At 65.0% G+C, this 13,809-nt stretch carries 14 protein-coding genes and 1 pseudogene; 9 read left to right on the top strand and 6 right to left on the bottom strand.

Annotated features, from left to right (window positions below; translation table 11 throughout):
* Window positions 1-16: 16 nt before the first annotated feature.
* Window positions 17-307 (bottom strand): muconolactone Delta-isomerase family protein, encoded by a 291-nt coding sequence (locus FFS37_RS16730; protein WP_137932066.1) that lies wholly within the window; start codon window positions 305-307, stop codon window positions 17-19.
* Window positions 308-414: 107 nt separating this feature from the next.
* Here FFS37_RS16730 and FFS37_RS36180 point away from each other — a divergent pair.
* Both FFS37_RS36180 and FFS37_RS16725 read left to right on the top strand, forming a co-directional pair.
* Window positions 415-543, top strand: a pseudogene (locus FFS37_RS36180) (LysR family transcriptional regulator); the annotation flags it as partial.
* Window positions 544-676: 133 nt separating this feature from the next.
* Window positions 677-1,300: a LysR family substrate-binding domain-containing protein gene (locus FFS37_RS16725; protein ID WP_232375696.1), complete on the top strand. Its 624-nt coding sequence runs from the start codon at window positions 677-679 to the stop codon at window positions 1,298-1,300.
* 56 nt (window positions 1,301-1,356) lie between these two features.
* Here FFS37_RS16725 and FFS37_RS16720 read toward each other — a convergent pair whose 3' ends face one another.
* Window positions 1,357-1,968, bottom strand: a complete 612-nt coding sequence (locus tag FFS37_RS16720; protein ID WP_137932065.1) for an LOG family protein — start codon at window positions 1,966-1,968, stop codon at window positions 1,357-1,359.
* 127 nt (window positions 1,969-2,095) lie between these two features.
* On the opposite strand from FFS37_RS16720, the gene FFS37_RS16715 reads away from it, so the two are divergent.
* The 4 genes from FFS37_RS16715 to FFS37_RS16700 all read left to right on the top strand — a co-directional run bounded on the left by FFS37_RS16715 (window position 2,096) and on the right by FFS37_RS16700 (window position 6,560).
* On the top strand, window positions 2,096-3,748 hold the full coding sequence (locus FFS37_RS16715; protein ID WP_137932064.1) for a LysM peptidoglycan-binding domain-containing protein: 1,653 nt from the start codon (window positions 2,096-2,098) through the stop codon (window positions 3,746-3,748).
* Between the two features lie 121 nt (window positions 3,749-3,869).
* The gene (locus FFS37_RS16710) at window positions 3,870-4,211 is read left to right on the top strand and encodes an ArsR/SmtB family transcription factor (RefSeq protein ID WP_137932063.1); all 342 of its coding nucleotides are present in this window, start codon (window positions 3,870-3,872) and stop codon (window positions 4,209-4,211) included.
* 26 nt (window positions 4,212-4,237) lie between these two features.
* The gene (locus FFS37_RS16705; RefSeq protein ID WP_137932062.1) at window positions 4,238-6,121 is read left to right on the top strand and encodes an ABCB family ABC transporter ATP-binding protein/permease; all 1,884 of its coding nucleotides are present in this window, start codon (window positions 4,238-4,240) and stop codon (window positions 6,119-6,121) included.
* Window positions 6,122-6,212: 91 nt separating this feature from the next.
* Complete coding sequence (locus FFS37_RS16700; RefSeq protein ID WP_137932061.1) at window positions 6,213-6,560, top strand: antibiotic biosynthesis monooxygenase family protein; 348 nt, start codon at window positions 6,213-6,215, stop codon at window positions 6,558-6,560.
* Here FFS37_RS16700 and FFS37_RS16695 read toward each other — a convergent pair.
* On the bottom strand, window positions 6,557-7,423 hold the full coding sequence (locus FFS37_RS16695) for an SMP-30/gluconolactonase/LRE family protein (protein ID WP_137932060.1): 867 nt from the start codon (window positions 7,421-7,423) through the stop codon (window positions 6,557-6,559). The two genes, FFS37_RS16700 and FFS37_RS16695, sit on opposite strands and share 4 nt — an antisense overlap.
* A 94-nt stretch (window positions 7,424-7,517) precedes the next feature.
* Window positions 7,518-8,234, bottom strand: a complete 717-nt coding sequence (locus FFS37_RS16690) for a lysozyme inhibitor LprI family protein (protein ID WP_137932059.1) — start codon at window positions 8,232-8,234, stop codon at window positions 7,518-7,520.
* A gap of 204 nt (window positions 8,235-8,438) precedes the next feature.
* Between FFS37_RS16690 and FFS37_RS16685 the strand changes: the two genes are divergently transcribed.
* The gene (locus tag FFS37_RS16685) at window positions 8,439-9,137 is read left to right on the top strand and encodes a phosphatidylserine decarboxylase (protein ID WP_137932058.1); all 699 of its coding nucleotides are present in this window, start codon (window positions 8,439-8,441) and stop codon (window positions 9,135-9,137) included.
* 3 nt (window positions 9,138-9,140) lie between these two features.
* Window positions 9,141-9,959: a CDP-alcohol phosphatidyltransferase family protein gene (locus FFS37_RS16680; RefSeq protein WP_137932057.1), complete on the top strand. Its 819-nt coding sequence runs from the start codon at window positions 9,141-9,143 to the stop codon at window positions 9,957-9,959.
* A 30-nt stretch (window positions 9,960-9,989) separates the two neighbouring features.
* On the opposite strand, the gene FFS37_RS16675 is transcribed toward FFS37_RS16680, so the two are convergent.
* The gene (locus tag FFS37_RS16675; RefSeq protein WP_137932056.1) at window positions 9,990-12,212 is read right to left on the bottom strand and encodes an AMP-binding protein; all 2,223 of its coding nucleotides are present in this window, start codon (window positions 12,210-12,212) and stop codon (window positions 9,990-9,992) included.
* 100 nt (window positions 12,213-12,312) lie between these two features.
* Entirely contained in the window at window positions 12,313-12,720 is a 408-nt protein-coding gene (locus FFS37_RS16670; protein ID WP_137932055.1) for a tautomerase family protein, read from the bottom strand.
* 113 nt (window positions 12,721-12,833) lie between these two features.
* Here FFS37_RS16670 and FFS37_RS16665 point away from each other — a divergent pair, with 113 nt between their 5' ends.
* Window positions 12,834-13,697, top strand: coding sequence for a LysR substrate-binding domain-containing protein (locus FFS37_RS16665; protein WP_137932054.1), 864 nt, complete (start codon window positions 12,834-12,836; stop codon window positions 13,695-13,697).
* Window positions 13,698-13,809: the final 112 nt, after the last annotated feature.

The following is a 13,809-nucleotide window of genomic DNA, read 5'->3' as shown; positions in this document are numbered from 1 at the left end:
CGGGCGACGCGGCCGCTCAGTGCCTCGGTCCAAAACCTGGATAAGGGTTGAGCGGCACGATCGCCGCGATATCCATCATGCCGGCGCCGATCAGCGGCAGGGTGGCGAGGTGGGCGCGCACTTCGGCGTCGTCGGCGGCCTCGAACATCATGCCGCTGCCGGGGATATCGCCGCGGTTCCAGATCTGCCGCACCGCGCCTGCGGCATAAAGCGTGCGCCGCTGCTCGGCTTCGCCGGGCAGGAGCGGCGCGAAGTCGGCATCGCTGAACTTTGCGGTGTTGCGGGCGAGAAGGGCGAGAAATTGCATCGAAGTCTCCTGTTTCGAACGTTGCGATGCAGCAATTGTCGCCGGCGCTAGCCAGTCAGTCCAAGACTGGTTAAGCTAAAGTTCAGACCTTGAAGGACTGATCTGCGATGTTCGATCTGCGCCAGCTCCGCTATTTCGTCGCCGTCGCCGAACAGGGCAATGTCGGCCGCGCCGCCGAATTGCTGCACCTGTCCCAATCGCCGCTCAGCCGGCAGATCATGCAGCTGGAAGAACAATTGGGCTTCGCCCTGTTCGAGCGGTCGAAGCAACGCGTGCATCTCAATGCCGAGGGCAGGGCCTTTCTCGCCGAGGCGCGGGCGTTGCTCGCCAGCGCGCGACGCCTCGAGGCGTTCGGGCGCGGCCTCGCCAGTGGAGCGGCGGGGCAGCCTTGCCATCGGCTATGTCGAGGGCGCGGTGCATGCCGGGCTGCTGGCGCGAATGCTGAGGCAATTCCGCCGCGAGCGTCCGGATTTTCATCTGCGGCTGACGAACCAGCGCTCCGCGGCGCAGTTGGAGGGGCTGCGCCGGCACACGCTCGACCTCGGCCTTGTCTATTCGCCACCGGACGCGGAGGATCCCGACATCGCCTCGATGCTCATCCTGCGTGAGCCGCTGGTGCTGGCGATGCCGGAAGCCGACGTACTCGCCGACGTGGCGGAGATTGGGCCGGCCAACCTGGATGGCCGCGCCTGGATCACCGTGGCGCGGCAGCCCGACGATACCATTCGCGCCCAGTTCCTGGCCGCGTGTGCCAGATCAGGCTTCGTGCCAGACGTCGCCTATGAGACGGCCGATCCGCTGACGTCGCTGGGGCTGGTCAGCGCTGGCCTAGGCCTGGCAACGGTTCAGGCAAGCCTGCGCAACACCGCTCCATCAGGCATCTTGTTTCGCGATCTGCCCTGGTTCGACCGAACGGTTTCGGTCCATCTGGCGTGGCGCCGGCGGGACAGGCGTGCGGTAATCGCTGGTTTGCGGGAGGCGGTAGGGGAGTAGGGCGGGAGTTTCCGGGGGCATCTTTCCCCCTGCTGCCGTCCCTTACTCCCTGTTCCCTACATCTTGTCGATCACCGACTGCACGCCGTCGGTCGGCGCGTCGACGGAGGATCCGGCCACCATGATGGCGGCGACGATGGCCTCGGGGTCGTTGACGACCAGCGGTTTGACCCGCTGCGCGGTGTGGATGAAGCCTTCCGCCGTCATATGCTCGAGCAAGGCCAGCATCGGATCCCAGAACCCGCCGACATTGCCGAAGACGATCGGCTTGCGGTGATGGCCGAGCTGCGCCCAGGTCATGATCTCGACGATCTCCTCGACCGTGCCTATGCCGCCCGGCAGCGCCACAAAGGCGTCGGATTTTTCGAACATCCTGTGCTTGCGCTCGTGCATATTGTCGGTGATGAGAAGTTCATCGAGCCGGTCAAGCGCGGTTTCGGTCGCTTCCTTGTTGATGAGGAAGCGGGGAATGATGCCGGTGACCTTGCCGCCAGCCCTGAGCGCGCCTTCCGCGACGGCTCCCATGATGCCCTTGGTGCCGCCGCCGTAGACGAGCCTGAGGCCGGAGCGCGCTATCGAGCGTCCGAGCAGGTGGCCGGCCTTGGCATAAATTTCATCGCGGCCCGGAGACGAGCCGCAATAGACGCAGACGGATCGAATCGTGTTCATGTCGATGATTGGTGATTGGGTCTGGACGCGCGGTCAAGCCCCGAGGCTTAACAAGCCGGGGCTTTTTCTTGTCGGTCATGGCAAAACAGGCTAGACCGGCGTTAGGTGGCTAAGGGGGTTGGGAAATATGGCAATTAATCCACTGAAGGCGTTCCTGTTCGCGGCGGGTGGGACCGTCGCGGCGGCGGGAACCGCCTACGTATCGGGCGCGCTGGACCCGTATCTCCATCGCACGCCGCCGGCCGAGGTGGCGGCGTTGACGCCGCCAGCGGCGCCGAAGCCGGCGGATTCGGGCACGGAGGGACGTCTGCCGGCGCCTGCGGTTCCGGCTGCTCCGGCGGCGGTTCCTCAGGCGACCGCGCCGGCCGCTCCCGCAGCCGAGGCTCCGGCCGCGCCGGCGAATGCGGCGGCTCCTGCGGCACCCGCAGCGGCCGGTCCGGTCGCGCCGACTTTCGATGTCGTGCGTGTCGAGGGTAACGGCTCGATCGTCGTCGCCGGCAATGCAGCGCCTAACTCCAAGGTCGAGATCCTCAACGGCGCCACGGTGCTCGGATCGACGGTCGCTGGCCCCGACGGTGCCTTTGTCATCGTGCTCGACGATCCGCTGAAGCCCGGCGATTACACGATCACCCTGCGTTCGACGGCCGGCACGGTCGTGACCGCCTCGGCGCAGACCGCCGTGGTCTCGGTTCCCGCCAACGCCGCAGGCCAAGTGCTGGCCATGGTCGAGGAGCCGGGCAAGCCGGCCGAATTGCTGACGGTTCCCGCGCCCGAGAAAAAGCCGGACGCACCGGCAACCGGTAATCAGGCCGCTGCGCCGGCAGCCCCGGCCACTGAAGCGCCAGCACCTGCTGCTTCGGCGCCGGCCGCACCGGCTGCGACCACACCCGCGCCAGCCGTTGTCCAGGCCGCGCCGGCTCCGGCAACACCGGCAACGCCTCCCGCCGCGCCGGTGGCTGAGCCCAAGATCGTCGTCGAGGCAGTGGAGATCGACGGCGACAAGATTTTCGTCGCCGGCCTTGCCGATCCTGGCCGCAAGGTGCGTGCCTATGCCAACGACATCCTGCTAGGCGACGCGCAGACGTCGCCGGACGGCCACTTCCTGGTCGAGGCGACGCGCGACATCCCGGTTGGCAGCTACACCATCCATGTCGATGGGCTCGATGCCGATGGTGTGAAGGTCGTGGCGCGGGCCGCCGTTCCGTTCGAGCGCGAGCCGGGCGAAGCGGTTGCCGCCGTGGCGCCGGCCGAGGTCAAGCCAGCCGACGCCAAGCCTGCAGAGACAAAGCCGGCTGAAACCAAGCCGGCCGCGCCTGCTGCCGCGGAAGCCCCCGCCGCTCCGGCTGCGCCGGCCGTGGCCGCGGCCGCACCGGCCGAACCTGCACCGGCCCCTGCGGCACCCGCCGCCGAGGCACCGGCTGTTGCCGCTGCCCCCGCCGAGACGAAGCCGGCCGCGCCCGCGGCCGAGGCACCGGCCGTTGTCGCGGCAGCCACGCCGCCAAGCGAGGTGCCCGAGGTCGTGTCGCCCAAGCTCGAACATGCCGACGGTGCCGTGATCATCCGTCGCCACGATACGCTCTGGCGCATTTCGCGGCGGGTGTACGGTCATGGCGTGCGCTACTCGACCATCTATCTCGCCAACCAGGACCAGATTCGTGACCCCGACCGCATCTGGCCGGGCCAGGTATTCAAGGTCCCGGAAAAATCGAAGGAAGGCGAAGCCGCCGACCTCAAGGCAATGGGCGAGCAGGCGACGACGGCGCCGACCAAGACCAACTGATCGCAATCCCCGGCTCTCCCGGTCTATTCCGAGGAGAGCCGGTTTTGCACTTCTTCCTGCAGGGCTCTGCCCAAAAGGGTAGCTTGCCGCAGGCCGGGTCATCGTTTATCGGCGATGGACGATGACCGAATCCCTTCGAGACCCCGGCAGTTCCTGCCATTTGCCGCGGGCGGCCGACAGCCGTGCGGTTGCCGCCCGGCTGGCGGCGCTTTCGCATCCGGCGCGGATCGAGATCATAAAACATCTTTCGGCCAGCGACTCCTGTTGCTGCCGTGAGGTCGTCGACCGGTTCGACCTGGCGCAGTCGACCGTTTCCCAGCATTTGAAGATATTGGTTGAGGCGGGCCTCGTCCGGTTCGAGCCCGATCGCCAGCGCTCGCGCTACGCGGTCGACCGCGAGGCACTCGCCGAAACATCCGCATCGCTGAACGCGCTCGTCAGTTCCTGCTGCCCCGGCCGCTGACCCATCTCACCCGAAAGGCAAGAAAAGTGGTCGAAAAAACCGTCTCCGCCGATACCTCCACTCTCACGACGCTGCGCAATCTGTGGCCCTATATGTGGCCGGCCGATCGCGCCGATCTCAGGGCAAGGGTGACCTGGGCGACGCTCCTGCTGGTCGTCGCCAAGGTGACGCTGGTTGCGGGGCCGTATTTCTTCAAATGGGCGACCGACGCGCTGGCCGGCGGTTCAAAGACGCCGCCGCCGCTGCCGTCCTTCCTGCTCGCTCCCGTCATGCTGGTCATTGCCTACAATGTGCTAAGGCTCGTTCAGCTTGGCTTCAACCAGTTGCGCGACGCCTTGTTTGCCCGAGTAGGCCAGCATGCGGTGCGCCAGCTTGCCTTCCGCACCTTCGTTCACATGCACCAGCTGTCGCTGCGCTTTCACCTGGAACGCCGCACTGGCGGCCTGTCGCGCATCATCGAGCGCGGCACCAAGGGCATCGAGACCATCGTGCGCTTCATCATGCTCAACACGGCGCCGACCATCCTCGAATTCGCGCTGACCGCCGGCATTTTCGGCTTCACCTACGGCTGGAAATACGTGGCGGTGGTCGCGATCACCGTCTGGCTCTACGTCTGGTTCACGGTCAAGGCCAGCGACTGGCGCATCTCGATCCGCCGCGACATGAACGACAGCGACACCGACGCCAACACCAAGGCGATCGACTCGCTGCTCAATTTCGAAACTGTGAAATATTTCACCAACGAACGCATGGAGGCCGATCGCTTCGACCGCTCGATGGCGCGCTATGAGATTGCCGCCACCAAGACCTGGACTTCGCTTGGCTGGCTGAATTTCGGCCAGGGCGTGATCTTCGGCCTCGGCACCGTCGTTGTCATGTGCATGTCGGCGCTGGAGGTGCAGGCCCATACGCAGACGGTGGGCGATTTCGTCTTCATCAATGCCATGCTGGTGCAGCTTTCCGTGCCGCTCAACTTCATCGGCTTCATCTATCGCGAAATCCGACAGGGGCTGACCGACATCGAGCACATGTTCGACCTGCTCGACGTACCCCAGGAGATCGTCGACAAGCCGGACGCCAAACCCCTGGCCGTCAGCGCGGGCAAGGTCGAGTTCCGTGACGTGCATTTCTCCTATGATCCCAACCGCAAGATCCTGAAGGGCGTCTCCTTCGAAGTGCCGGCCGGCAAGACGGTGGCAATCGTCGGTCCGTCGGGCGCGGGCAAGTCGACCATCTCGCGCCTTCTGTTCCGGTTCTACGACGTGCAGGGCGGACAGGTGCTGATCGACGGCCAGGACATCAGGGACGTCACGCAGGAAAGCCTGCGGGCGGTGCTTGGCATGGTGCCGCAGGACACGGTGCTGTTCAACGACACCATTGCCTACAACATCCGCTACGGCCGCGTCGGCGCCAGCGAGGAGGAGGTGCGCAAGGCCGCCGAACTCGCTCAGATCGGGCCGTTCATCGAAAAGCTGCCCGAAGGCTACAAGTCTATGGTCGGCGAACGCGGCCTGAAGCTCTCGGGTGGCGAGAAGCAGCGCGTGGCGATTGCCCGCACCATACTGAAGGCGCCGCCGATCCTGATGCTCGACGAGGCGACCTCCGCTCTGGACAGCCACACCGAGCAGGAAATCCAGGCAGCACTCGACCTGGTCAGCAAGGGCCGCACCACCATCGTCATCGCTCACCGTCTGTCGACGGTGATTTCGGCCGATGAGATCATCGTGCTCAAGGACGGCCAGATCGCCGAGCGCGGCACCCATCTCGACCTGATGCGCAAACATGGCCTTTACGCTTCCATGTGGGACCGCCAGCGCGAGGCGACCGAGGCCGAGGAGCGTCTGCGCATCGCCCGCGAGAGCGACGAACTGGGTGTCGTGGTTCGCAGGCGCACGTCGGAGGTGTCGTAGTTCGAAAGCTCTTGACCTCAACTTAAGTTGAGATTGTAGACCGTGCCCCGAGAGCCGAAAACAGCATCCTCGAGGACGGACATCAATGGATATGAGCTTTACGAATCAGAGCGTTAATGGCGGCAGCGTGTTCAGGGTCGACAAGTTCGTCGTGCCCGCCAGCGCTCGCGATGAAATTCTCGCCAAGGTAAAGATGACGCATGAGCTGCTGCGGCTTCAGGAGGGTTTCGTGCAGGATTTCCTGCTCGAACAATTCTCAGGCCCGGGCGAGTTCAATTTCGTCACCATCGTAGAATGGGAAAGCCAGGCCGCCGTCGACAATGTGGTGCCCATCGTCAAGGCCGCGCATGAACGCGTGGCTTTCGATCCGAAGGAGACGATCGCCCGGCTCGGCGTGCGGGCCGACATCGCCAACTATCAGCGGGTTCCAAGCCTCTAGCCAGGCCAGCCGACGCCAGGTGCGGGGGCTTCAATGCCGAGCACCTGGCCGGTTCTGATATCGCTGACCATATGCTCGAAGCCTCGCCATTCGGCGGCGGTGATGAACAGTGTTTGCCTGTCCGCGCCGCCCAGCATGCAGGCAAAGCAGCCGCGATCGACGGTAACGGTCCGCAGCACCTCACCGCCTTCTCGTACTCTTACGCAATGCTTGTTGGGAACATCCGCGTACCAGGCCGCCCCTTCGGCATCGAGACAGATGCCGTCGGGATATCCATCGAGTTCCGCCCAGGCGCGGCGGTTCGACAGAGCGCCGTCAGTAGCGATGTCGAAGGCGGTTAGCCGGTTGGCGTGGGATTCGGCGACGATCAGTGTCTTGTTGTCCGGGGTGATTGCCATGCCGTTGGCGAAGGCGATGCTCTCGGCCACTTGCCGGGCCGCGCCATCCGGGGTGATCAGCACGATGGTTCCCGGACCGAAATGCTGGCCGGGAGCCGGCGCTGGACCGCCGCCATTGACATAGATGTTGCCGCGCCCGTCGACGACGATCTCATTCCACGGGCTTTTCGACAGGCCGAGCAGGTCGGCATGGGTGACGAGCCTGCCGTTGGCCTCCTGCCGCAGCAACAGGCCTTCGCGGCCCGAGATCACCAGCAGCCGCCCATCCGGCAGCCAGTCGATGGAGTATGGCAGGACGGCCGGGATGGTGAGCATGACCTCGCTCTTGCCGTCTTTGTTCACGGCTACGATCTCGCCCGTACCCCAATTGCAGAGCCACAGGCGGCCATCATGCCAACGAGGCGACTCGCCGAAGGCAAGGCCCTCGATGACGAGCCGCGCTTTGTCGTAGGGGGATGTCTGCATGACCGGGAGCCTCCGTTGCGCGCATCGCCAGCCTTCGCGAATCGCGGTGTTCTCTCACCAAGGACGGGCGATGAGGCGGTTCGCCGACAGCGGCTTACTGTTTTTCGTTCAGAAAGAACGCTCCATCGACATGGCCATTGGCGCCGCATGATGGCGGCTCCGAAGCGCCGTCCTTGCCAGCGCCGCTCTGCTCGACGACAAGCGCATCGCCGTCACGTCGGAAGGCGAAGACAAATCCGGTCGCCTTGTCCTGGTCGTCGGTGTCGACCAGCCGCAGTTCCTTGCCGGCCTTGACGGTGCCGCCGATGTCGCATGCGCCGCTGCCCGAGACCGGATTGGCGATGTCTTCCGACACGTCGAGCTTGCCGCCGCCCGCCGACTTGATCTCGACCGTGCCGCGGATGCTGCTCCATGTGCCGATAAAACCCTTGTCCGCGGGCTTGCGTATGCCGGCCAGGTACGTGGCGCGATCGCGCATGAATTCGCCGAGATCGGTTGTCTGCTGGTCTTTCGGGATTCCCTGATTGAATTCGGCGATGTGGTCACGATAGCTGACGAAATCACTCTGGTCGTCGCGCAGGGCCTTGCCGGCGCGCGCATCGAGCGTCTTGAGCGCCGCTGCGTATTTCGCGGCGATGTCGGCGTCGGTCTGCGCCAGGGCAGGATCGGCGCAGATGGCCTTTTCGGCCATGCTGGCGGCTTTGCCGCAGTCGAAGGAGGGCTTGCGCTGCGCCAGCGCATGGCCGTACAGCGCCGGCGCGAGGGCCGACGCCAGCGCGAGACCGTTGATTCTGGATTGCCAGCTTTTCATGAAGTTTTCCCCGCCCAGGCCGAAAGTCTGACGGCAACGGGACCGGCACGCAAGCCGGCCACGGCTTCACGAAATGCGGAGCGTGCGGCTCTTCGAAGATCGGCTAGCCTATATCCGTCCATCCGCACCGCTGATTGTCGCGTTGCGGGCAGGGGGGCTTTCCGCTATTGAGGCCGGACCTGCAACAGGGATCGCCCCCAGCCCATGAGCCTTGTCGACACGGTCAAGAACGCGTTCGTACCGATCCATCGCGAAGGCTATCCCTTCATAGCCGCCTTTGGCGCGGCGACGCTCTTCCTTGGCTATTTCTCTTCGATCCTGTTCTGGATCGGCCTGATCCTGACGGCCTGGTGCGTCTATTTCTTCCGCGATCCGGAGCGCGTCACCCCGGTCGACGATCGGTTGGTGGTCAGTCCCGCAGATGGCATCATCTCGGCGGTCGGACCGGCGCTGCCGCCGCGCGAGCTTGGCCTCGGCAATGTCGAGATGACCCGCATCTCGGTGTTCATGAACGTCTTTTCCTGCCATGTGAACCGGGCTCCCGTGCGCGGCCGCATCGCCAGGATCGAGCACCGGCCCGGAAAGTTCCTCAACGCCGAACTGGATAAGGCGAGCACCGAGAACGAGCGCAACGGCCTGGTCATCGAGAGCCCCAACGGCACGGTCGCCGCCGTCCAGATCGCCGGCCTGGTGGCGCGCCGCATCGTCTGCTGGGCCGAGGCCGGCGGTTCGATCGGCACCGGGGAACGTTTCGGCCTGATCCGCTTCGGCTCGCGCGTGGATGTTTTCCTGCCCTTGACCGCCACGCCGCGTGTCGCCGTCGGCCAGACCGCGGTCGGCGGCGAGACCGTGCTGGCCGAGTTCGGTGGGCTCGCCGGCACCCCGCTGGTCAGGATTTCCTGAGCCGTGGGCGCGCCGTTCAAGAAATTCGAAGCTCATGCCAGCGGCGGTCCGCGCATCCGTGAGATTCCGATGCGCATGGTGCTGCCCAATCTGGTGACCGTGCTTGCCATCTGCGCCGGCCTTTCAGGCATCCGCTTCGCCTTCGAGAACCGCTTCGAGACAGCGGTGGTGATGGTGTTGCTCGCCGCCTTCCTCGACGGGATCGACGGCCGGCTCGCGCGCATGCTGAAGGCGACCTCCAAATTCGGCGCGCAGATGGATTCGCTGGCCGACATCGTCAATTTCGGCGTCGCGCCCGCGCTGGTGCTCTATGCCTTCCTGCTCGACCGTGCAGGTTCGCCGGGTTGGATAGCGGCACTTCTCTTCGCCATCGCCTGCGGGCTGCGGCTCGCCCGCTTCAACGTGCTCGACGACGAGAAGGCCGAGCGTCCGCTGTGGCAATCTGAGTATTTCGTCGGCGTGCCGGCGCCCGCGGGCGCCGTGCTGGTCATGCTGCCGCTCTATCTCTTTTTCCTGCGGCTAGGACTGGAGCCCAGCCGCCCGGCCGCCTTCGTCGCCACCGGCTTCACCATACTGGTCGCCTTCCTACTGGTCAGCCGCTTGCCGGTCTATTCCGGCAAGAGCGTCAAAATCCCTGGCGACAAGGTGCTCCCGGTCATCCTGGCCGTTGTGCTTTATGTCCTCTTGCTGATGACCTACCCCTGGTACACGCTGACGGCGTCGGTCGCGGGTTATCTGATTTTCCTGCCGTTTTCCGTGCGCGCCTACTCCAAGCGCGCCAAGCTGGAAGGCGAGAAGGTGCCGCCTTCGGATATAGGGTAGGGTTGTCGCTGCCTTGCGTCGTGGCGCGGATCACGCCGCCACGCCCAATCCCAGCCTGTCGATCGCCAGCTTTCTCGTCGACACATAGTCGGTCTTGCCCGATCCGAGCACGGGGATCTCCTCCACCTTGACGATGTCGTTCGGCACCATCAGCTCGGCCGCGCCGGCCTTCTTGCCGAACTGGCGCAACTCTTCGGGATTGGCATCGTCGGCGGTCGTCACAAGCACGATGCGCTCGCCGCGCCTCTTGTCCGGCACCGCCACCGCCGCGTGGCGTTTCTCCGGCCACAGCGACTGCACCAGCATTTCGACCGCGCCCAGCGACACCATCTCGCCGGCGATCTTGGCGAAGCGCTTGGCGCGGCCGCGAATGGTGATGAAGCCTTCGCGGTCGACGGCGACGATATCGCCCGTATCGTGCCAGCCGGTCAGCGGCTGCAGTTCACCAGGGCGGTCCGCGGTCATGTAGCCCATCATCAGGTTTGGTCCGTCGAGCCAAAGCTGTCCGGCGTCCGATATGCCTTCGACCGGTTCCAGCTTCATGCGCATGGCCGGCAAAAGCCGCCCGACAGTTCCGTCGCGGCCGTGGATGGCGGTGTTGACGGCAACCACCGGCGCAGCCTCGGTAAGTCCGAAACCTTCGATGATCTCGGCTTGGAAGCGTTCGCGATAGATGCGGCGCGTTTCCGGTTTGACCGCCTCGGCGCCGGCGACGACGAAGCGCAGGCTGGAGAAGTCGCCGTCCTTGGCGGTGCGCGCATAGTTGGCGAGGAAGGTGTCGGTGCCGAACATGATAGTCGGCTTCACCTTGCGCGCGATCTCGGGGATGATCTTGTAGTGGAGCGGCGAGGGATAGAGGAACAGTTTCACGCCGGTGACCAGGGGCAGGATGGTGCCGCCGGTCAGGCCGAAGGAATGAAAAACCGGCAGCACGTTGAGCAGGATGTCGGCCGGCGAGATGGTGATGCGCGCCTCCGCCTGCATGGCATTGGCAAGCAGGTTCTTCTGCGAAAGAACCACCGCCTTCGGCGTGCCCTCGGAGCCCGAGGTGAACAGGATAACCCCAGGCCTGACCGCGTCCTGCCGTTGCAAGGGCAGGCGCCACAGCAGGGCGGCGGCGAGCTTGTCCAGTGTGGTTACGCTTTCCCGCAGGTCTTCAAGCCACAGGAGCCTGGCGCCGCCGCTTTCGACGGCCGAAACGATATCGGCAAGGTCGGCCTTCTCGACGAAGGCCCGTGAAGAGATGACGGTGCGGATCACCGCCGTGCGCACCGCCGCCGTCACGCTCGCCGGGCCCGCCGTATAGTTGATCATCGCCGCCACGCGCCCTGCCGACAGCAGTCCGACGAGGGAAAGCACGACGCCATTGGCATTGGGCAACATCAGCCCGACGGCTTCGCCCGGCGCCGTGGCGGCCTCGAAACGATGGCCCAGCACGCGCGCGCCGATAAAGGTCTTGCGGTAGCTCAGGGCGCCCGAGATGACATCCTCGATGATGGGGTGCGAAGCGCCGACGCGGTTCGCGGCATCACGCATGGCCAGGAAAAGCCCGCGGTCGAGATTGGTGCCGAAAAGCCTGGCCTCGGCGACACGGTCGAACAGCGCATTGGTGTTCGAGGCCTGGTCGGGGTTGCGTGCCACCAGTTCGGCGATCGTCATCGGTTTCAGCACGCTGATGGACAGCTGTGGAAACCAGTGCCTCGGCGCTCTGTCCGCCGGCGTCAATGACACCGGCAGGCTCCGAGCGCCGGCGACGAAGATCGGCACGATGCGGGCGTCGGCCTGCATGGCGATGCGGGTGACGGCGCGAAACAGGCGAAACGTCTTGACGTCGGGCTCGACCGCGTCCGGCATGTAGACGGCAAGCCGGCCCTTGCCCTTCAGCACGCGCACCAGCCGCCGGCTGACGAAGACATGTTCGGCATTGAAGGCGATGGTGCGGCCAAGCTCGCGCCAGGGTTCCATCCACGGCGACCGGGCCGAAACCTCGTCGAGTATATGCAGCGTGTCGTCGGGCAGCAGCGAGAGCATCAGCGCCGGCTCGAAACGCGACTGATGCGAGATGACGTAGATGACCGGAACCTGCGCCTTGCGCGCGATCCTGATGCGGCTGTCGTTGATCCGGTATGCGAGCTTGAACGGCACATAAAGCAGCGCCTGGGTGAAGCGCAGGCCGAGGCGGAACGTTTCTACCGCCCCGATCAGCAGCCAGGCCGCAACAAGACCCGCAAGCAGCGCCAGTGTCAGGATCATGCCGCATCTCTCCCAACGATCTTATCATAGCGGCTCTTTCGCGGCCGCTTCGGCCAGAACCTAGACGATGTGGGAGCAAGGTCAATGCGCGAAGGCGCCGTCATGCCGCCTTCAAGCGTCCGCTAATGAAGCGGAACTCCTGCGTCTTGCCGCCATAGCCATAGGCCGCGGCCGGCACTTCATGCACGAAGGCATAGCTTTCCTCATGCACGCCGCCCAGCAGTCTGCCGAAAGCCTCGAAGATGGCCTTCAGATAGGCTTCCAGCTCCAGCTTGGTGTTGGTGCCGTCGACCACCTTGATATCGAGCCAGAATGTGCTGGTGCCATGATCGGCCAGCGACTTGCCGCCGGCGAACCAGTGCCGCGGATCGATGTAGGATATGGCGACGGCCGTGATCGTCGGATCCTTGTGCAATTGCATTGCTGTGATCTCGGTCACCTCGGTGGCGATGCGGGCGGACAGGGCGGCATCGGGCTTGCCGGCGATGCTGATGTTGATGATTGGCATTTGGCTTCTCCTGGATTTCAGCGGCGCTTGATCGCCGTTGGAGAGACAATGCCCTGTCTGTGGAATCAAAAAAATCGAATTGTTTACAACTGAAAATTCGATAAAATCGAACTATGGAAACCCTTGATCCCGATCTGCTCAGAACATTCCTCGCCTTCGTCGATAGTGGTTCGCTGGCGCAGGCGGCTTCGAGCGTCGGCCGGTCGCCTTCCGCGGTGACCGCCCAGATGCAGCGGTTGCAGGAGATCGTCGGCGAGCCGCTGTTGGCGCCGGTTGGCAGAGGCCGTGGCCTGACGCCGGCCGGTGAGGACCTCGTCGGCCATGCAAGGCGCATTCTCACCGTGCATCGCGAGGCATGGCTGGCGCTGAAGGGAGCGCGGGCCGCTGGACATGTCGCCGTCGGCACCACACAGGATTTCGCCGACAGCGGCCTGCCGGAGCTGTTGCGCGCCTTCGCGGTCAGTCATGCGCGTGTCAGGATCGAACTGCGCGTCGGCCGCTCCGCCGAGTTGGCGCAGGCGCTGCAGGGCGGTGGCCTCGATCTGGCGATCGTGATGCGCCAGGCTGCCGCGCCCGACGAGGTCAGCGTGTGGCGCGAGCCGATGGTATGGCTTTGTTCGCAAAAGGGACTGGCGTCGCGCGACGATGAACTGCCGCTTGCGCTGCTGGATCCCTATTGCGGCTTTCGCGCGGCGGCACTCGCGGCACTGGATGTTGCCGGCCGCCGCTATCGCATAGCCGCCGGCAGTGCGAGCCTCGCCGGTTTGCGCACGGCGGTGAATGCCGGCATCGCGCTGACGCTGCGAACGCCGCGCTTCGCCCATTCCGGCATTGTCGAAGCTCCCCGCGAGCTTGGCCTGCCGCCGGTTCCAACGGCGGAGTTCGCAATCCGATTGCGTCCGGGAGCCGGGGCTCCCGCGAGCGACCTTGCAGCGCTGATTGGCAGCAATCTGGCTTTGTCTGGTCCACGCGGGTGATTGGACGGACCTTGCGAGTCGTACCTTTGCAAAAGAAAAAGCCGACCTTGCGGTCGGCTTGGGAGTAGGACTGTCTCTTCTTCACATCCGACGCGGCCGACGCCGGAGAGAG

Origin of the sequence: Mesorhizobium comanense (genome assembly GCF_005503535.1) — a bacterium.
Taxonomy (GTDB): domain Bacteria; phylum Pseudomonadota; class Alphaproteobacteria; order Rhizobiales; family Rhizobiaceae; genus Mesorhizobium; species Mesorhizobium comanense.
Note: the sequence above shows the minus strand (reverse complement) of the source record. Positions and strands in the feature narration are given on the sequence as shown.

Excerpts from the sequence above, each read along its gene's own strand:
- FFS37_RS16730 (WP_137932066.1), bottom strand. The coding sequence starts at position 307 with ATGCAATTTCTCGCCCTTCTCGCCCGCAACACCGCAAAGTTCAGCGAT.
- FFS37_RS16720 (WP_137932065.1), bottom strand. The coding sequence starts at position 1,968 with ATGAACACGATTCGATCCGTCTGCGTCTATTGCGGCTCGTCTCCGGGC.
- FFS37_RS16715 (WP_137932064.1), top strand. The coding sequence starts at position 2,096 with ATGGCAATTAATCCACTGAAGGCGTTCCTGTTCGCGGCGGGTGGGACC.
- FFS37_RS16710 (WP_137932063.1), top strand. The coding sequence starts at position 3,870 with ATGACCGAATCCCTTCGAGACCCCGGCAGTTCCTGCCATTTGCCGCGG.
- FFS37_RS16700 (WP_137932061.1), top strand. The coding sequence starts at position 6,213 with ATGAGCTTTACGAATCAGAGCGTTAATGGCGGCAGCGTGTTCAGGGTC.
- FFS37_RS16695 (WP_137932060.1), bottom strand. The coding sequence starts at position 7,423 with ATGCAGACATCCCCCTACGACAAAGCGCGGCTCGTCATCGAGGGCCTT.
- FFS37_RS16690 (WP_137932059.1), bottom strand. The coding sequence starts at position 8,234 with ATGAAAAGCTGGCAATCCAGAATCAACGGTCTCGCGCTGGCGTCGGCC.
- FFS37_RS16685 (WP_137932058.1), top strand. The coding sequence starts at position 8,439 with ATGAGCCTTGTCGACACGGTCAAGAACGCGTTCGTACCGATCCATCGC.
- FFS37_RS16675 (WP_137932056.1), bottom strand. The coding sequence starts at position 12,212 with ATGATCCTGACACTGGCGCTGCTTGCGGGTCTTGTTGCGGCCTGGCTG.
- FFS37_RS16670 (WP_137932055.1), bottom strand. The coding sequence starts at position 12,720 with ATGCCAATCATCAACATCAGCATCGCCGGCAAGCCCGATGCCGCCCTG.
- FFS37_RS16665 (WP_137932054.1), top strand. The coding sequence starts at position 12,834 with ATGGAAACCCTTGATCCCGATCTGCTCAGAACATTCCTCGCCTTCGTC.